This is a genomic window from Gordonia sp. CNJ-863 (assembly GCF_001942325.1).
GTDB classification, from domain to species: Bacteria; Actinomycetota; Actinomycetes; order Mycobacteriales; family Mycobacteriaceae; genus Gordonia; species Gordonia alkanivorans.
On sequence record NZ_MKKG01000011.1, the window covers coordinates 335,901 to 353,820 of the forward strand.

Genomic DNA, 17,920 nt, shown 5'->3' on the forward strand with positions numbered 1-17,920 from the left:
CCATTTGCCAGGAGGTGGGCGTGAGTACCGAAATCCAGTGGAATGTCCTGCGACACAGAGCAACTGAGATGCTGTCCCATGCCTACGCCCCGTACTCGCACTACCCCGTGGGGGCCGCGGGAGTCACCTCCGACGGGCGTGTCGTCGCAGGTTGCAATGTGGAAAATGTCTCATACGGTCTGGGGATCTGCGCCGAGGTCTCGCTGGTCGCACAGTTGATCTCACAAGGTGACAGGTCCCTGCGTGCGGTGACCGTCACCGACGCCTCCGGCAAGGTCCTGATGCCGTGCGGGCGGTGCCGGCAGGTGCTCCTCGAACACGGCGGCCGTGACCTCCTCGTCGATCATCCCGCCGGTCCGCGTCTCCTCTCCGACCTGCTGCCCGACGCCTTCGGGCCCGACGACATCGCCCAGGTCGTGTCGTGACGTCGGAGATCGAGACCGCCGACGAGGTGATCCACGCCGTCTCGGTCATCGCGATCAAGCGTGGGGGCGGCGAACTCAGCGACGCGCAGATTGCGTGGATGGTCGACGGCTACACCCGCGGCGAGGTCGCTCCGGAGCAGATGTCGTCGTTGTTGATGGCCGTCTATCTACGCGGGATGAACCGCCGGGAGATCGCGACCTGGACCCGCGCCATGATCGACAGCGGACGTCGAATGGACCTGACGGGCCTGCGTCGAGACGGCCGTCGGCTGATCACGGTCGACAAACACTCCACGGGCGGCGTCGGCGACAAGATCACGTTGCCCCTGACGCCGCTCGTCGCGTCGTTCGGCGTCGCGGTGCCGCAGCTGTCCGGTCGGGGTCTGGGCCACACCGGCGGCACCCTCGACAAGCTGGAATCGATCCCGGGCTGGCGGGCCGAGTTGAGCACCGAGGAGATGTTCACCCAGCTCGAACGCGTCGGCGCGGTCATCTGCGCCGCCGGCGCCGACCTCGCTCCCGCCGACCGCAAGCTCTACGCGCTGCGTGACGTCACCGGGACGGTCGAGTCCATCCCGCTGCTCGCCACCTCGATCATGAGCAAGAAGATCGCCGAGGGCACCGGCGCGCTGGTCCTCGATGTTAAGACCGGATCGGGCGCTTTCCTGCCCGACGAGTCCGATGCCCGCGAACTGACGTCGACGATGGTCGAACTCGGACACGACGCCGGGGTCGACACCCGGGCGCTGATCACCGACATGAGCGTTCCGCTGGGCCTGACCGTCGGCAACGCCGTCGAGGTCGCCGAATCGATCGAGGTGCTCGCCGGCGGCGGACCCGCCGACGTCGTCGAGCTGACCCTGGCACTCGCTCGCGAGATGCTCGACGCCGCAGGCCTTCCCGACGCCGATCCCGCCGAGCATCTGGCCAACGGCCGGGCGATGGACGCCTGGCGGTCGATGATCTCCGCGCAGGGTGGCGACCCGGATGCCCCGCTCCCGGTTGCCCGGCATCAGGATGTGTTCACCGCCGCCCGCGACGGCGTCGTGACCGGCATGGACGCGCGTGCGGTGGGGGACGCGGCCTGGCGACTGGGCGGTGGACGGTCCAAGCCCGGTGAATCGGTCTCGGCGGAGGCGGGTGTCATGATCCACGCCAAACCGGGCGACCGTGTCCGCGCCGGCCAACCGCTGTTCACCTTGCACACGCAGGATGAGGACCGGATCGCGGGCGCGCGCTCGAGTCTCGGTGGTGCGGTGCGGATCGAGGACACCGATGGCGACACGAGCGGCGTCGGCGACCGGCCACTGATCATCGATTCGGTTAGGTTCACAAGATGACGACGCTGGATCCGGCGCATCTCACCCTCGCGCCCAAGGTGCTCCTGCACGACCACCTCGACGGCGGGCTGCGGCCGGCGACCGTCCTGGAACTCGCGCACGACGTCGGCTACGACGGACTGCCGGTCGACGACGCGGTCGGGCTGGGCCGCTGGTTCCGCGAGGCCGCCGACAGCGGGTCCCTCGAGCGATATCTGGAGACCTTCACCCACACCGTCGCCGTCATGCAGACCGTCGACGCTCTCGAGCGGGTGGCGCGTGAGTGCGTGGAGGACCTCGCCGACGACAACGTCGTCTACGCCGAGGTCCGCTACGCACCCGAACAGCATCTCGAGGCCGGGCTCACCCTCGACGAGGTGGTCGAGGCGGTGCTGCGCGGATTCGCCGACGGTGAGCGGATCGCCGCCGACCGCGGGAAGACGATCATCGTCCGCTGTCTGGTCACCGCGATGCGACACGCGGCCCGCTCGCGGGAGATCGCCGAACTCGCGGTGCGCTACCGCGATCGCGGCGTCGTCGGCTTCGACATCGCCGGCGCCGAGGCCGGTCACCCGCCAACCCGTCATCTCGACGCCTTCGAGTACATGCGCGCCAACTCCGCGCCGTTCACCATCCACGCGGGCGAGGCATTCGGCCTGCCGTCGATCCACGAGGCCATCGGCTTCTGCGGCACGGACCGTCTCGGCCACGGAGTGCGCGTCTTCGACGACGTCGAACTCCCCGACGGCGTCGACCTCGCAGCGCACTCCTTCACCGGGGCGAAGCTCGGTCTGATCGCGAACATCGTGCGCGACAAGCGGATTCCGCTCGAGCTGTGCCCGAGTTCGAATGTGCAGACCGGGGCGGTCAGCTCGCTCGCCGAGCACCCGTTCAACGTGCTGGCCCGACTCCGGTTCCGGGTCACCGTCAACACCGACAACCGGCTCATGGGCGACACCACGATGAGCAAGGAGTTCGGCCTGCTCGCCGACCAGTTCGGTTACGGCTGGGCCGATTTCGAACGCTTCACGGTCAACGCCATGAAGTCGGCGTTCATCCACTTCGACGAACGGCTCGATGTGATCGACGACGTGATCAAGCCGGGTTACGCGGTACTGCTCGGCTCGGGCTAGCCCTTCTTGACGAGCCGGGTCTCGAAGTCGTGTTCGAGCGCGCGCCAGGCCTCGGCCTCGTTGTCGAACGGTCCGCTCGGGGCCATCCGCTTCGGGTCGGGGTTGACGGTGTAGTCGACGAACCAGCCGAGGGGAGTCGACGTGCCCAGTGCCTCGTTGACGGTGTCGTCGCCGGCGTAGTCGGCTGCGTCGGTGAACAGTTCGACGGCGAGGTCGAGCTGATCGCGGTCCATGCGGCGGGGTCCGTCGGCGATGTCCTCGGCGAGGCCGGGCAGCACGTAGACGTTGTCGTCGATGACGTCGAATTCGAGTGAGCCGTTGGTGGCCTCGGTCCGGATGTCCTCGAACGTCGTCAGCTCGGCCAGATCGTGGGCGTTGTCGTCGGCGAGGAAACGTGAGAGCGACCGCGCCGAGGTGAACACGAAGATCTTGCCCTTGGCGCCCAGGAACACCGGGTCGTCGCCGAGGTAGCAGCGCAGCGTCAGGTACTCGTTGCCGCTCGTGACGATCTTGATCGGGTCGATGCCGACCGACGCCCAGAAATCGTCGTCGTCGTAATCGTCATCGTCATCTTCGTCGTCGTCCTCGTCTTCGTCGACGGTGTCGTCCGCGGTCTCGACGATCTCGATGTCGTCGTCGTCCGGTTCGTCTTCGTCTTCGGCGGAGGCGGCGGCCTCGAGTTCGGCCTCGGCGGTCTCGACTGCCTTGGCGTCGACCTTCGGCGTGGTGATGACCTCGTCGATGGCGTCGAGGACGTCGTCCCAGTGCTTGGCGATGAGACGGCCGATGCGGACCCAGAGGTCGGTGCCCTCGCGGCCCTCGAAGTTGCGGGTACCGGTGGTGACCGCACCCAGGATCGGGTTGCCGTTGAAGAACTTCGTGATCGCGGTCAGTTCGCAGACCTCACCCAGGATGCGCACGATCTCGAGCGCGTCCTCGAGTTCGGCGATGACCTCGGGGGTCGGATCCTCGGCGGCCAGCTCGGGCACGCCCACCAGGTCGTAGGTGTGGCGCTCGTCCGGGATCAACTCCTCGGCCTGCACGCCGACGATGGTCGGCCACGCCGGATGCTCGACGAGGTCGTTGTCGTCATTGGTGCGGACGAAGGCCGCGAGCTCGGCGACGCCGGGCAGGACGTAGAGATCCTCGTCGAGACCGAGGAACGCCTCCCACTCGTCGTCACCCTCTCGCCAGCGGGGTGCCCACAGGGTGAAGCTGTTTCCGTCGGTGAGTCCGAGCTCAATCGGGACGATGTCTCCGGCCATGGGGACACAGCCTAGCGATTGATCGCCGTGGATCCAGTAGTGCCCCCACAGAGGCCGAACGGTTTTCGTGCCGAGTCGTCATCGGGGCCGGAAGAATCCTTCGAAGGTCTGGTCGAGATTCGTGGTCCGAACCGGTGAGACGCCGACCGGATCGCCGGCCTCGATCATCTGATCGTTGCCGATGTACATGGCCACGTGCCCGGACCACACGGCGAGATCGCCGGGCTGTAGTTGGGCCTGTGACACGCGGATTCCGGCGGTGTCCTGATCCTGGGCCAGGCGGGGGAGATCGAGACCGGCCTGCCGATATGCCCATCTGGTGAAACCGCTGCAGTCGAAACCGGCGGGCGTCGTCCCGCCCCAGAGATAAGGAACACCCCGCTGGCTCAGTGCCGCGCGCACTGCCTTCGCCGCCCGCTCGTTCGGCGCGTACGCCACCGAACCGTCGGGGGGCGTGATCGGCACGCCTCCGGACACCGGCGACACCGACAGTCGCTCAGCGGTGGCCGGGTCGCTGGTGGTCGTGACCGATGCGGGTGCGATCCGCCGGCCGAGGGCCGCCATCGCATCGGTGTCGGAGCGGAGGTCGGCACGTGTGCGAGCGACGATCTCGAGACCACGGCCGAGATGCCCGGCCGCCACCGGCAGCATCGTCAGCAGCCCGGCCGGGGTGAACAGCTCGCTCCCGAAGGCGCGAGCCCGACGTTCGAGGGAGTCCACCAGGCCGAGGAGTCGGGTCGACGCCGACTGCACTTTTCCGCCGGCGCTCTCGACGAGGCGGGCGAAGTCGTCGGCGTCGTCGGTCAGCATGCCCATGCTCTGCTGAACTCGTCCCGTGGCGTCGACGGCCGCCGCGGCGCCGGAGCCCTCCCAGTGCGTGCGCACCGCTTCGGTCGCGGCGGTCGATCCACGGCGTGCGGCGTCGACAGCATCCGCTGCGGCACGGATCGTCTCCGCCGGATTGCCCGGCGCGAGGACGCCGGTGCCCAGCGCGGCGACGAGCTGTCGTAGGGGTTCGGCGAACATCGCGGCGTCGAGCATCAGAGGGTGAACCCCCGGTCGGCGGCCGCGCAGTCGCAGGCGAGGTAGGTCTCGTCGGCGCGGCGGGTGGCCGACGCGACCTGTTCCTGCCGCGCCGCCGTCGTCTCGAGGTTGCTCCGGTGGACCCGAAGGAACTCGACCACCGCGGCGAGGAACTCCGCGCCGATGATCCCGAACGTGATCGCGAGGTCGACCAGAGCCGCCTCGTCGGTGCGGGCCTGATCGCCGACCAGCACGCTCCCGGCGCGGTGCGTCGACGAGAATTCCTGCAGCGCCGGTGATTTCGTCATCAGGACGGTTTCCCGGGCATTCCCGGGAGGGGGGAGGATGGCGGATGGGGCCGTGGATCGCGGGCTCATGGGTTTCTGACGCGGCGGGCGCCGGTTCGGTTCCATCGGGTGCGATCGAACCTCGTCGGCGGCGTTGCGCGATACCTCAATGCGCACGTGGGTGAGGCACAGGAAATAGTCTGGTCGGCATGGAACGCCTGATCGTCGACCATCCTCTCGCCGCCGCTCGTCTGACGACGATGCGAGACGAGACCACCGACAACGCCGGATTCCGTGCGGCACTCTCGGATCTCACCCAGATGCTGATCTATGAGGCTCTGGCGGCCGCGCCCCGTGCCGACCTCGAGATCAAGACGCCACTGGTCCCGCACACCGGATCACGGCTGGCGAAGCCGCCGCTGCTGGTCCCGGTCCTGCGTGCGGGCCTCGGGATGGTCGAGCAGGCGCATGCGATGGTGCCCGAGTCCCGGGTCGGTTTCGTGGGCATCGCCCGCGACGAGGAGACCGCCCAGCCGGTGCCGTATCTCGAGTCCCTGCCCGAGGACCTCTCCGGGCTGCCCGTCTTCGTCCTCGACCCGATGCTCGCGACCGGCGGGTCGATGCTGCACACGATCGAACTGCTCGTCGCGCGCAACGCCACCGACATCACCGCGGTCTGCGTCGTCGCGGCACCCCAGGGTGTGGAGTTGCTCGAGAAGTCGGGCCATCCGTGCCGTCTCGTCGTGGCCGCGATCGACGAGGGCCTCGACGACGTCAACTACATCGTGCCGGGACTCGGCGACGCCGGCGACCGTCAGTTCGGCCCGCGCTGACGGAGATCCGGGCCGGCCGGTCGTGATCGGTCAGCCGAGTGACGACCAGTAGGCGAGCATCGGTTCGTTCGCCAGAACCGAACCGCCCTCCACGATGGTGAGACTCGCCGGGGACACGAGGTAGCGGACGGCTCCGTTGCGTGCCTCGAAGGTGTTGCCGACACGGGTCGGGAACTGCAGCTCGATGCCACCCTCGGGTGCCTGCCCCTTGTAGTACCAGCGACCCGTCTGGTTGCCGACCTGGCAGATGACCACGCGCGACCGGGAAGTCTGACCGATCGCGACCGCCGGGTCGTCGGCGGCGTTGCAGCGCGGGCCGGTCACGAATCCCTGCCAATCGGCGCCCGCCACGGGCGGGGCGGGACGGTTCGTCGGCGGCGACGGCGTGGTTGTGATGGTGGTCTGGGTCGTCGGCGGGGACTGGGTGACCGTGCTCGTGACCGTCGGGAGCTCCGAGGTCGTGGAACTCGCGGCGACCTCGTCGGACGATTCCTCGTCGGCAGGTATCAGCAGGAATGCGGCCAGCACGCCCGCGACCACCAGCAGGATGCCGGCGCCGATGGCCACGAGGACCGCGGGTGATGTCCACGGCGAACGCGGCGGTGGGGGCGGCGGACCCTGCGGATGGCCACCCGGCCCGTAGGCGCCCGGGTACCCGCCGGGCGGGTAACCGCCGGAACCGTCGGGTGGGTAGGTCATGGTGCTCCTCGAGTTCTGTCGGGACTCGTCGGGGGAGGAATCGCCGCCGGGATCGGTTCTACAGCTCGCCGATGATCTGGGCGAGCAGTTCGCCCATACGCGTCGCCGATGTACGCCCGACCTCGAGTACCTCGGCGTGACTGAGGTGTTCACCGGTCATCCCGGCGGCCAGGTTGGTCACCAGCGAGACCCCGAGGACCTCGAGTCCCGCGGCCCGGGCGGCGATGGTCTCGTGCACCGTGGACATGCCGACCAGGTCGGCGCCCAGCGTGCGCAGCATGCGGATCTCGGCGGGGGTCTCGTAGTGCGGTCCGGGCAGGCCGGCGTAAACACCCTCGGCGAGCGCCGGGTCCACGCGGCGGGCGATCCCGCGCAGCCGCGGGGAGTAGGCGTCCACGAGGTCGACGAACTGCGCGCCGACCAGCGGGGAACGCGCGGTCAGGTTGAGATGGTCGGAGAGGAGCACCGGCTGACCCACCGACATGTCCTCGCGCAGACCACCGGCGGCGTTGGTGAGCACGACCGTGTGGACGCCGGCGGCCGCCGCGGTACGCACCGGATGCACGACCCGCGCGAGGTCGTGACCCTCGTAGGCGTGAATCCGGCCGAGCATCAACAGGACTCGGCGGTCACCGACCCGCACGGAATGGATCACGCCACCGTGGCCGGCAGCCTTGGGCGGGGTGAAGCCGGGGATCGAGGACATCGGCAGCGAACGGATCGGTGCACCGAACGCGTCGGCCGCCGGGGCCCACCCGGAACCGAGGATCACGGCCACATCGTGTGCGGCGGCGTCGGTCTCGGCGGCGATGGTGGCGGCCGCGACGATGGCCGCGGCGTCGGCGTCGGCAGTGGGATCCATGCGCCAACCCTAAACGGTGATCCCGACGCCGGTGCGGCACTGCGGCGTCGTGCGAGCGCCGTGCGCGGAGTGGACTCCGCGGAGCGATAAGGTCAGTTCATGCCATATCTCAACGAGGTCGGGGAGGTCGTCGAACTCCATCTCGGGGCCAAGGGCGCCGAGCTCGACGAGTCGAACCCCGAGAACCGCTTCCGTCTGGAATGGCTCGACGAGGTGGAACGGTTGCTCGCTGAGGTGAGCGCCGACCCGAAGCGTCCGCTGGTGCTGACCGCGACCGGCAAGTTCTTCACCAACGGGCTCGACACCGACCACATCTTCGCCGCGCCGGATCAGCTGCCCGCATACCTCGACCGGGTGCACGCGCTGTACGCCACGATCCTCACCCTCCCGGTGCCGACGGTCGCGGCCGTCAACGGGCACGCCTTCGGCGCCGGCGCCATGCTCGCCCTCTGCGCCGACCACCTGGTGATGCGTACCGAGCGCGGATTCTGGTCGCTGCCCGAGGCGGCCCTGAACATGCCGTTCACCCGCGGCATGTCGACGCTTCTGCGCACGCGACTCACCGACCGGACCGCGACCGAGGCGATGTACACCAGCCGCCGCTACGGTGCCGCCGATGCGGTCGCCGCCGGCATCGTCGACGAGGCGGTGGAGGCGGATCGACTGACCGCCCGCGCCGCCGAGATCGCCACCGCGCGTGCCGCGACGGTGGGTCCCAACCTCGCGCTGATCAAGCGGGGACTCCGCGGACCGCTGCTCGCCGACCTCGCCGTCCCGACTCCCGCCGGGGTCCTGTCGTGACCGGTGCGCAGGCGGGCAGCCTGCCCGACGCGTCGAAGATCATCGACGCATGGCTGGCCGCGCACGGTCCTCGGTTGATCGCCTGGCGACGCGACCTCCACGCCCACCCCGAACTGTCCCGGCAAGAGGTGCGCACCACCGAACTGGTGATGGCCGAGCTGTCGGCCGCGGGGCTCGACCCGCGTCGGCTCCCGCTGGGCACCGGCGTCGTCTGCGACCTCGGGCCGGCCGGCGAACCGCGGATCGGCCTGCGCGCCGACATGGACGCGCTGCCCGTCACCGAACACACCGGCCTCCCGTTCACCTCGACGGTCGAGGGTGCGTCCCACTCCTGCGGACACGACGCCCACACGGCGATCCTGATCGGCGTGGCCAAGCTCCTGGCCTCGGCCGGACCGCTCCCGGTGGGGGTCAGGCTGATCTTCCAGGCGGCCGAGGAGGTCATGCCCGGCGGTGCGCTCGACGCCATCGAGGCCGGAGTGACCAGCGGGCTCGGACGCATCTTCGCGCTGCACTGCGATCCGCGTCTGCCCGTCGGCACCGTCGGCCTGCGGTCGGGTCCGCTGACCTCGGCGGCCGACCACATCGACCTGCAACTCCACTCCGCGGGCGGCCACACGTCCCGCCCGCACCTGACCGGCGACCTGATCTACGCGATGGGCACCGTGATCACCGGGCTGCCCGGGGTTCTGTCGCGGCGCGTCGACCCGCGCTCGGGAACCGTGATGGTGTGGGGTGCGGCCAACGCCGGCAGCGCCGCCAACGCCATCCCGCAGGAAGGCAGGATGCGCGGCACGGTACGCACCGGCGACCACGACACCTGGGCCGCGCTCGAACCGCTGGTCCGCAGCGTCGTCGGCGAACTCCTGGCGCCGCTCGGCGTGCGCTACGACCTCTCCTACTTCCGGGGTGTGCCGCCCGTGGTCAACGACGAGATCGCCGTGGGCATGCTGGAACGCGCGGTCGCCGCGATCGGCCCCGACGCCGTCGCCGCCACCCCGCAGTCACCCGGCGGCGAGGACTTCTCCTGGTACCTCGAGCAGGTGCCGGGCGCGATGGCCCGGCTCGGCGTGTGGGACGGTTTCGGCCCGCAGGTCGATCTGCACGCACCGAACTTCGACCTCGACGAACGTGCCCTGGCGATCGGTGTCCGCACCCTCGCGGGCGTCGTCCTCAACGCGCGCAGCGCCGCCGGCGAACCGCCGGAGCTCACGCCGCCGTTCGCGCCCTAGGCCTCAGGGTTCGACGGGCCCCGGCCTCAGGATTCGACGGGCCCTGGCCTCAGGATTCGACGGGCCCAGGCCCGGGGCCGACGTTGCGCGACTCGCGCAACCGCAGGTCCTGCACGTAGTCGGCGGGGGCACCGGCGATCTCCGCCGCCTCGGCCATGACACCGAGGTAGCGGGCCGAGGGGAGACCGCCCTCGTAGGCGTCGAGCACGTAGAGCCAGGCCAGCACGGGGCCGTCGGCGGTGTCGACGCGGGCGCGGATCTTGCGGTGGATGCCGAGTTCGGAGCCCTCCCAGCGGTCGAGCAGCTCCTCGTCCTCGGTGGTCACGTCGTACAGGACGACGAAGACACGGGCGTCGGGGTCGTCACGATCCTCGGTGACCGTCGCCAGGGATCCCTCCCAGCCGATGTCGCCGCCACCGAAGGTCAGACGCCACCCGCGAAGCCATCCGGTACCCGACATCGGCGAGTGTGGCGCACGTTCCGCCATCTGCTCGGGATGCATGTTGCTTCCGTAGGCTGCGTAAATCGGCACGGATGGAGCCTAGTGGGTCGGGGGCGACTCCGGAAGGCGACAGGCAGGGGTGAAGGAGTGGCGTACGACGCATGCGGGGCCACCACCTGAGTGTTGCGGAACGATCCGGACTAGGTTGGTACATGGCGCGACACCATGCGACGGTCCGCCACACCAGAGCGACGCACCACCCCGCGGGGCTCGACCCAGTCGGATCTGCCGCCGGACACCATTCGGTCGGACGCCCGCCGGTCCGGCGCCAGCCAGTTCGCCCATTCGACAACACCACCCGGGCGCGCGGTGCCCCACGAAGGCAGCCGCGACGAAACCGGTGAAGGACAGGAGTGCACAGTGACCAGGATCGTCATCATCGGCGGTGGACCAGCGGGCTATGAGGCGGCACTCGCCGCGGCCGCCTACGGCGCCGACATCACGGTGATCGATTCGGACGGCATCGGTGGGGCCTGCGTGCTGTGGGACTGTGTCCCGTCGAAGACGTTCATCGCCTCCACCGGCATCCGTACCGAGGTTCGTCGTGCCGTGGACCTCGGCATCAACCTCAAGACCGACGACACCCTGGTCACCCTCCCGCAGATCCACCAGCGCGTGCGCGACCTCGCCTTCGCCCAGTCCGCCGACATCAAGTCGCGACTCGTGAGCGAGGGCGTCAAGCTGGTCTCCGGTACCGCCGTCCTCGACGAGACCCAGGTCGGCCTCTCGACCCACAGTGTTCTCGCGACCCTGGCCGACGGCAGCACCCAGCGCTTCGACGGCGACGTCGTGCTCATCGCGACCGGCGCGTCGCCGCGCATCCTGCCCGACGCCCAGCCCGACGGCGAACGCATCCTCACCTGGCGCCAGCTCTACGACCTCGAGGAACTGCCCGAGCATCTCGTGGTCATCGGTTCGGGTGTCACCGGCGCCGAGTTCGTCCACGCCTACACCGAACTCGGTGTGAAGGTGACTCTGGTGTCGAGCCGCGACCGCGTCCTCCCGCACGAGGACGAGGACGCGGCCCTGGTGCTCGAGGACGCGCTCGCCGAACGCGGCGTCGAACTCGTCAAGCACGCCCGCGCCGACAAGGTCGTCCGCGACGGCGACACCGTCACCGCCCATCTCGCCGACGGGTCCGCGGTCACCGGTAGCCACGTGCTGATGACCGTCGGTTCGATCCCCAACACCGCGAACCTCGAACTCGAGCGGGCCGGTGTCGAGGTCGACAAGGGCGGCTACATCCAGGTGGACCGGGTGTCGCGGACCTCGGTGCCGGGCATCTACGCCGCCGGCGACTGCACCGGCCTGCTGCCGCTGGCCTCGGTGGCCGCCATGCAGGGCCGCATCGCGGTGTACCACGCACTGGGTGAGGGCGTCAGCCCCATCAAGCTGAAAACCGTTGCGTCGGCGATCTTCACGCGTCCCGAGATCGCCACCGTCGGGGTGTCGCAGAAGGCCATCGACGCCGGCGAGTACCCCGCCCGCACCGTGATGCTGCCGCTGGCGACCAACCCGCGCGCCAAGATGAGCGGTCTGCGACGCGGTTTCGTGAAGATCTTCTGCCGCCCCGCCACCGGCGTGGTGATCGGTGGCGTCGCGGTGGCCCCGAACGCCTCCGAGCTCATCCTCCCGCTGGCCCTCGCGGTGCAGAACAAACTGACGGTCGGCGATCTCGCGCAGACCTTCTCGGTGTACCCGTCGCTGTCCGGGTCGATCACCGAGGCGGCGCGTCAGCTCGTCCGTCACGACGATCTGGACTGACAATCGGCGACTCCTCTCGATCGCGGTAGGGTCGTCGAGAATCCGCCCGGGGGTCGGGCGCACCGCGACGTTGGGGGGAAGATGTCGTGACGGGGTCGTTCTCGTGACAGGGCCGTTCGCCCAGAACAACCGTGGCGTGTCGAACGCGCCGTCCTTCGGCGGCGGACGCACCGACTGGGCCGGCATGGGCATCGACGAGATCATCGACACCCTCCGCACCATGAAGCCCGGCCAGGCGGCCGGTGACGTCGAGACGATCCTCAAGGCGATCGACGCGGTGCGCCGTGCGTCGGAGCGGATGGCGGCGATGTTCGGCGACGACCTGCGCGGCCTCGCCTCCGACACCGCCCTCGAGGCGGGGAAATCGTTGTCCGACGCCATGCAGCGGAGTGTGGAGACGGCAACCGTCGTCGGCGAGGCACTGAGCAGCGCGGTCGGGATCGTCGGTGCGACACGGGGGCAGGAAGGACGGCTGCGCGAACTGCAGCAGCACCTCCGCGACAATCCCGAGGACGCGCCGACGGTGCGGTTCGAGGCGGACCGGACCATGTCGGGTACGTATTCGTCACCGATGCAACGGGTCCAGCACTCGCTTCCCGAGCCCACCGGGCCGGACGACATGGTTCGCGGAGTGGGTGGCATGTCGGCAGCCGGAGTCGGCTCGGGTTCGGGTTCCGAGGCACCCCGGGGGCAGGCCGCGAACACCGTCGACGCCGGGGACTTCGGCCGTTCCGGTGGCGGTGCGATCCCAGTCGCGACCACCGGGGCGGCTCCGGGACCGGCGGGCGGCGGACCCACCCCGGTGACTCCGGTGTCCTCGTCCTCGTCGTCGTCGGGATCGTCCGGCCGCGGGGGTGCCGACGACCCCGACGGTCTTCTCCGCGGCGGCCGGGGCACCCCGGGAAGCGGCACGCACGGTCTCGCCGACTCCGGACGATCGGGAACCGGGAACGAATCCCGTTCCGGGGGAGCAGGTTCCGGGTCGGGATTAGGCCCAGTGCCGAGCCCGGTCGTCGGACCACTCCCGCTGTCGACGTCGGCGCCGGGTGTTGCGACGCCCACGGCGTCGACGCCGCCCGCCGCGAGCGCTGCCGCACCGCGTGCCGGGACCACCCCACCGGTGGGTCCGGCCGGCGCACCGCCGATGGGCCGTCGACCCGGAGCCGACAACGGCGACCAGCACAAGGCTGCGCCCTATCTGCACAACCGTGAGCACGGCGCGGAGATCGTCGGCGATCTGCCGATGGTCGGTCCGCCGGTCATCGGCGACTGGATCCCCCAGCGTGCCTCGACCCCGTCCGAGACCCCGGCCTTCCGTCCCACACCGGGGGAGGCGCTCACCCCGTCGGATCGTTCGCCGGGCACCTCCGACACGCGCACCGACGGCGACGAATCGTCGCCGAACACGCGGGGCCGGACATGCTGAGCCGGGTCGACCGGCTGCCCGGGGGTGTCGCCCGGCTGGCCTCCGCCGTACCCGACGAGGACATCGTCCGGTGCCTGCACCTCCTCGTCGCCACGGTGATGGACGTCACGGGCGCGTCGACGCCCGAGATCCGCGACGTGATCCGGCAATGGCGGCAGCAGGGAAGTGCCGACCCGGCGGGTGTGGGCGCGTTGAGAGTGGTCGCCGCGCAACAGGATTTCGACTCGTTCGCGCACCAGCGGCGCGGCGACGTCGACGCCCAGCTGGACAGCTTCCGGCGGGCCCGGGCTCTCGACTGTGTCCTCGCCGCCATGTCGGTGTCGACGACGGCCGAGGCTCCGCGAACGGCCCTGCGGGAGGCGGCCTACGAGGCTGCCGCGGCCCTCGGCGGCAGTGCGGGCGTCGTCGGCGTCCTTGCCGATTTCGTCGTCTGAATCACGCCGGACCGGTGAATCACGCCAGACCGAAGCTGTGCTCGACGGCCCGGTTCCACTCGGCGTACAGGCGGTCCCGTTCCTCCTCGGCCATGGTCGGCTTCCACCGCTTGTCCTCGGCCCAGTTGGCGCGGATGTCGTCCTCGCTCTCCCAGAACCCCACGGCCAGACCGGCGGCGTAGGCCGCGCCCAGCGCGGTGGTCTCGTTGACCACGGGTCGCACGACCGGGACGTCGAGGATGTCGGCCTGGAACTGCATGAGCAATTCGTTGACCACCATCCCGCCGTCGACCTTGAGCGTGGACAGCTCCATCCCGGCGTCGGCCTGCATCGCCTCGATGACCTCGCGGGTCTGGAAGGCGCTGGCCTCCAGCGCAGCTCGGGCCAGGTGGCCCTTGTTGACGAAGCGGGTCAGGCCGACGATCACGCCGCGGGCATCCGAACGCCAGCGCGGCGCGAACAGACCGGAGAACGCCGGGACGAAGTATGCGCCGCCGTTGTCGTCGACCTCCGCGGCCAGCCTCTCGACATCCGCCGCCTCCGAGAAGAGACCGAGATTGTCTCGCAGCCACTGGATGAGCGATCCGGTCACGGCGATCGACCCTTCGAGCGCATACCGCGCCTCCTGGTCGCCGATGCGGTAGCAGACCGTCGTCAGCAGGCCGTGCTCGCTGAAGACCGGCTCGGTGCCGGTGTTGAGCAACAGGAAGTTCCCGGTCCCGTAGGTGTTCTTGGCCTCGCCGGGGTTCAGACAGGCCTGACCGAAGGTGGCGGCCTGCTGGTCGCCGAGGATACCGGTCAGGGGGACGCCGGGCAGTGGGCCGTTGCCGCGCAGCGAGCCGAATTCGCCGGACGAGCTGCGGATCTCGGGCAGCATGGACATCGGGATGCCCATCTCCGCGCAGATCTCCTCATCCCAACTCAACGTCCGCAGATCCATGAGCATGGTGCGTGAGGCGTTGGTGACGTCGGTGACGTGCTGCCCGCCGTCGACACCGCCGGTCATGTTCCACGCGATCCAGGAATCCATTGTGCCGAAGCACAATTCACCAGCCTCGGCGCGCTCGCGCAGACCGTCGACGTTGTCGAGCAGCCAGCGGATCTTGGGCCCGGCGAAGTAGGTGGACAGCGGGAGACCGGTGCGTTCGCGGAAACGGTCGTCGCCCACGTCGCCCGCGAGTTCCCTGCACACGTCGCCGGTGCGGGTGTCCTGCCAGACGATCGCGTTGTGGACCGGCTTCCCGGACTCGCGGTCCCAGATCACCGTGGTCTCGCGCTGATTGGTGATGCCGCAGGCGACTATGTCCCTGGCGGTCAACTCGGCCGAGGCCAGCGCGGCAGCACCCACGCGGCGGGTGTTGCGCCAGATCTCGGCGGCGTCGTGTTCGACCCAGCCGGCCCGCGGGAAGATCTGCTCGTGTTCGAGTTGTTCGACGCCGACGACGCGTCCCTGGTGGTCGAAGATCATCGCCCGGGTGGAGGTGGTCCCCTGGTCGATCGCCGCCACGTATTTGCCTGAACTGCCCACGCCGTCAGTGTCGCACGCTGTGGTGCGGCCCGAGATCAATTAGGCTCGGCGAACATGAACACCGAGTTCAACCCGGACCGGCCGGCGGACATGGGCCCGCTCTACCGAGCCGAAGCGTGGCGGCGGCTCGGTGAGGAACAGTTCGACGTCGTCGTGATCGGCGGCGGGGTGGTCGGCGTGGGTGCCGCACTCGACGCCGCCACGCGCGGTCTGCGGGTGGCCCTGGTCGAGGCGCGTGACATCGCCTCGGGGACGTCGAGCCGGTCGTCGAAGATGTTCCACGGCGGTCTGCGCTACCTGGAACAGCTCGAATTCGGGCTCGTCCGTGAGGCACTCAAGGAGCGCGAACTCTCGCTACGGCTGCTGGCCCCGCACCTGGTGAAACCCCTCCCGTTCCTCTACCCGCTGACGCAGCGGGTCTGGGAGCGGCCGTATGTCGCGGCGGGGATCTTCCTCTACGACCGCATGGGCGGCGCGAAATCGGTCCCCGGGCAGAAACATGTGACCCGCTCGGGTGCCCTGCGCGTGGCTCCGGCGCTCAAGCGCAGCTCGCTCATCGGCGGAATCCGTTACTACGACACGGTTGTCGACGACGCGCGGCACAGCCTCACGGTGGCCCGCACCGCGGCGAACTACGGCGCGGTCATCCGCACTTCGACACAGGTGATCGGTTTCCTGCGCGAATCCGACCGCGTCCTCGGAGTCCGTGTGCGCGACACCGAGAACGGCGACGTCACCGAGGTGCGCGCCCACTGCGTCATCAACGCCGCCGGGGTCTGGACCGACGAGGTGCAGGCATTGTCCAAGCAGCGCGGCCACTTCAAGGTGCGCGCGTCGAAGGGCGTGCACATCGTGGTGCCGCGCGACCGGATCGTCAGCGAGACCGCGATCATCCTCCGCACCGCCAACTCGGTGCTGTTCGTCATCCCATGGGAGACGCATTGGATCATCGGCACCACCGACACCGATTGGAACCTCGACCTCGCGCACCCGGCCGCCACCCGGGCGGACATCGACTACATCCTGGAACGCGTCAACGAGGTGCTGGTCACCAAGCTGAACCACGACGACATCGAGGGCGTCTACGCCGGTTTGCGACCGCTGCTGGCGGGCGAGGACGACGAGACGTCGAAGCTCTCGCGTGAGCATGCCGTCGCCACCGTGGCACCGGGTCTGGTGTCGATCGCGGGTGGCAAGTACACCACCTACCGGGTCATGGCCGCCGACGCCGTCGATGCGTGCAACGACTTCATTCCCACCCGGGTGGCGCCGTCGATCACCGAGCGGGTGCCGCTGCTCGGTGCGGACGGATACTTCGCGCTGATCAACCAGTGCGAACATCTCGGGGAGCGATACGGCCTGCACCCGTACCGGGTTCGGCGACTGCTCAACCGCTACGGCTCGCTGATCGACGACGTGCTCTACTACGCGCAGGAGGACAGGTCGCTGCTCGCACCGCTGGCCGCCGCGCCGCAGTATCTGCGCGTCGAAGTGGTGTACGCAGCGGTCGCCGAGGCCGCGCTCCATCTCGAGGACGTGCTGGCCCGGCGCACCCGGATCGCGATCGAGTACTCGCACCGCGGCGTCGACTGCGCCGGCGAGGTCGCCGATCTGCTCGCACCCCTTCTCGGGTGGACCACCGAGAAGCGCGACTTCGAGGTGGCCAACTACATCGCGCGCGTCGAGGCCGAGGTGGCGTCGCAACAGCAACCCGACGACGATTCCGCCGACGCACTGCGGGCGGCCGCGCCCGAGGCGCGTTCGGAGATTCTCGAGCCGGTACCCGTCCCGGAGTGAGATCGCCGGTTTCGCCGGTTCGGTGACATTGTGTTCCGGATGAGTGGGCCGTTGGCCTCTGTTCGGTCCGACGTCCCCGAGGCAGGATCGAGGGTGGGGGAGAGAAGGGACTGGTCATGACAGAGACTCCGGTTCAGGTCCTCGGCCCGCAAGAGGCATGGGAACTACTCGGCTCCGCCGAGCTGGGTCGTATCGCGTTGAGCGTCAACGGTTCACCCGACATCTTCCCCGTCAACTACCACGCCGCGGACGGCAAGATCACGCTGCGCACCGGTGAGGGGACGAAACTCTCCGAAGTCGTCGTGAACAACCGCGTGGCGTTCGAGACCGACGCCCACACCGACACCGGCGGCTGGAGCGTCGTCGCCAAGGGAACGGCACGCGTTTTGACGTCGTTCGGCGACATCGAGGCGGCCGACAAGCTGCCCCTGCGCCCGTGGATCGCGACGGTGAAATACAACTACGTGGAGATCGCCGTCGAGGAGATCACCGCGCGCCGCTTCGAGTTCGGGCCCGAACCCGAGCGCTATCCCGTCTGAGCTCCGCAAACCCGGCCGCCATCGCAAACCCAGCCCTTATCCGTGAACCCA

Annotated in this window: 18 protein-coding genes; 11 read left to right on the forward strand and 7 right to left on the reverse strand. The window is 69.5% G+C overall.

The genetic code is table 11. The features are described from left to right. Positions 1-20: 20 nt before the first annotated feature. Genes BJF87_RS07435 through BJF87_RS07445 form a run of 3 tightly spaced genes read left to right on the forward strand, consistent with a single transcriptional unit; the run spans position 21 to position 2,877 of the window. The gene (locus BJF87_RS07435; RefSeq protein ID WP_006359201.1) at positions 21-425 is read left to right on the forward strand and encodes a cytidine deaminase; all 405 of its coding nucleotides are present in this window, start codon (positions 21-23) and stop codon (positions 423-425) included. After that, positions 422-1,765, forward strand: coding sequence for a thymidine phosphorylase (locus tag BJF87_RS07440; RefSeq protein WP_042376746.1), 1,344 nt, complete (start codon positions 422-424; stop codon positions 1,763-1,765). The genes BJF87_RS07435 and BJF87_RS07440 overlap by 4 nt, the downstream gene beginning before the upstream one ends. Then, positions 1,762-2,877 (forward strand): adenosine deaminase, encoded by a 1,116-nt coding sequence (locus tag BJF87_RS07445; protein WP_006359203.1) that lies wholly within the window; start codon positions 1,762-1,764, stop codon positions 2,875-2,877. Before BJF87_RS07440 ends, BJF87_RS07445 begins: the two co-directional genes overlap by 4 nt. Here BJF87_RS07445 and BJF87_RS07450 read toward each other — a convergent pair. The 3 genes from BJF87_RS07450 to BJF87_RS07460 form a co-directional block, all read right to left on the reverse strand. After that, positions 2,874-4,142 carry a hypothetical protein gene (locus BJF87_RS07450; protein WP_042376749.1) on the reverse strand — a complete coding sequence of 423 codons (1,269 nt, stop codon included), beginning with the start codon at positions 4,140-4,142 and terminating at the stop codon, positions 2,874-2,876. The two genes, BJF87_RS07445 and BJF87_RS07450, sit on opposite strands and share 4 nt — an antisense overlap. 78 nt (positions 4,143-4,220) lie before the next feature. Next, positions 4,221-5,183, reverse strand: coding sequence for a C40 family peptidase (locus BJF87_RS07455; protein WP_075862869.1), 963 nt, complete (start codon positions 5,181-5,183; stop codon positions 4,221-4,223). Then, a complete protein-coding gene (locus tag BJF87_RS07460) occupies positions 5,183-5,473 on the reverse strand; it encodes a type VII secretion target (protein ID WP_006359206.1) in 291 nt (96 codons plus the stop codon). Before BJF87_RS07460 ends, BJF87_RS07455 begins: the two co-directional genes overlap by 1 nt. A gap of 188 nt (positions 5,474-5,661) precedes the next feature. Between BJF87_RS07460 and upp the strand changes: the two genes are divergently transcribed. Then, the gene (gene upp, locus BJF87_RS07465) at positions 5,662-6,285 is read left to right on the forward strand and encodes a uracil phosphoribosyltransferase (protein ID WP_006359207.1); all 624 of its coding nucleotides are present in this window, start codon (positions 5,662-5,664) and stop codon (positions 6,283-6,285) included. A gap of 30 nt (positions 6,286-6,315) precedes the next feature. Here the strand turns inward: upp and BJF87_RS07470 are convergent, their stop codons facing one another. Next, positions 6,316-6,984 carry a hypothetical protein gene (locus BJF87_RS07470; RefSeq protein WP_075862870.1) on the reverse strand — a complete coding sequence of 223 codons (669 nt, stop codon included), beginning with the start codon at positions 6,982-6,984 and terminating at the stop codon, positions 6,316-6,318. Positions 6,985-7,042: 58 nt separating this feature from the next. After that, positions 7,043-7,846: a purine-nucleoside phosphorylase gene (locus BJF87_RS07475; protein WP_006359209.1), complete on the reverse strand. Its 804-nt coding sequence runs from the start codon at positions 7,844-7,846 to the stop codon at positions 7,043-7,045. A gap of 99 nt (positions 7,847-7,945) precedes the next feature. Here BJF87_RS07475 and BJF87_RS07480 point away from each other — a divergent pair, with 99 nt between their 5' ends. Together BJF87_RS07480 and BJF87_RS07485 are read left to right on the forward strand one after the other, a co-directional pair. After that, positions 7,946-8,647, forward strand: coding sequence for an enoyl-CoA hydratase/isomerase family protein (locus BJF87_RS07480; protein ID WP_042376755.1), 702 nt, complete (start codon positions 7,946-7,948; stop codon positions 8,645-8,647). Further along, entirely contained in the window at positions 8,644-9,879 is a 1,236-nt protein-coding gene (locus BJF87_RS07485) for an amidohydrolase (protein ID WP_042376757.1), read from the forward strand. Before BJF87_RS07480 ends, BJF87_RS07485 begins: the two co-directional genes overlap by 4 nt. Positions 9,880-9,928: 49 nt before the next feature. Here the strand turns inward: BJF87_RS07485 and BJF87_RS07490 are convergent, their stop codons facing one another. After that, a complete protein-coding gene (locus BJF87_RS07490; protein WP_006359212.1) occupies positions 9,929-10,411 on the reverse strand; it encodes a gamma-glutamylcyclotransferase in 483 nt (160 codons plus the stop codon). A gap of 330 nt (positions 10,412-10,741) precedes the next feature. On the opposite strand from BJF87_RS07490, the gene BJF87_RS07495 reads away from it, so the two are divergent. The 3 genes from BJF87_RS07495 to BJF87_RS07505 all read left to right on the forward strand — a co-directional run bounded on the left by BJF87_RS07495 (position 10,742) and on the right by BJF87_RS07505 (position 14,005). Further along, positions 10,742-12,145, forward strand: a complete 1,404-nt coding sequence (locus BJF87_RS07495; protein WP_006359213.1) for an NAD(P)H-quinone dehydrogenase — start codon at positions 10,742-10,744, stop codon at positions 12,143-12,145. 103 nt (positions 12,146-12,248) lie between these two features. Further along, positions 12,249-13,571 (forward strand): hypothetical protein, encoded by a 1,323-nt coding sequence (locus BJF87_RS07500; protein WP_042376759.1) that lies wholly within the window; start codon positions 12,249-12,251, stop codon positions 13,569-13,571. Further along, complete coding sequence (locus tag BJF87_RS07505) at positions 13,565-14,005, forward strand: hypothetical protein (RefSeq protein WP_006359215.1); 441 nt, start codon at positions 13,565-13,567, stop codon at positions 14,003-14,005. Before BJF87_RS07500 ends, BJF87_RS07505 begins: the two co-directional genes overlap by 7 nt. A 19-nt stretch (positions 14,006-14,024) precedes the next feature. On the opposite strand, the gene glpK is transcribed toward BJF87_RS07505, so the two are convergent. Continuing rightward, positions 14,025-15,512, reverse strand: coding sequence for a glycerol kinase GlpK (gene glpK / locus BJF87_RS07510; protein ID WP_040004187.1), 1,488 nt, complete (start codon positions 15,510-15,512; stop codon positions 14,025-14,027). A 75-nt stretch (positions 15,513-15,587) separates the two neighbouring features. On the opposite strand from glpK, the gene glpD reads away from it, so the two are divergent. Together glpD and BJF87_RS07520 are read left to right on the forward strand one after the other, a co-directional pair. Then, a complete protein-coding gene (gene glpD, locus BJF87_RS07515; protein WP_006359217.1) occupies positions 15,588-17,330 on the forward strand; it encodes a glycerol-3-phosphate dehydrogenase in 1,743 nt (580 codons plus the stop codon). 116 nt (positions 17,331-17,446) lie between these two features. Then, entirely contained in the window at positions 17,447-17,869 is a 423-nt protein-coding gene (locus BJF87_RS07520) for a pyridoxamine 5'-phosphate oxidase family protein (protein WP_006359218.1), read from the forward strand. The last annotated feature ends 51 nt before the right edge of the window (positions 17,870-17,920 follow it).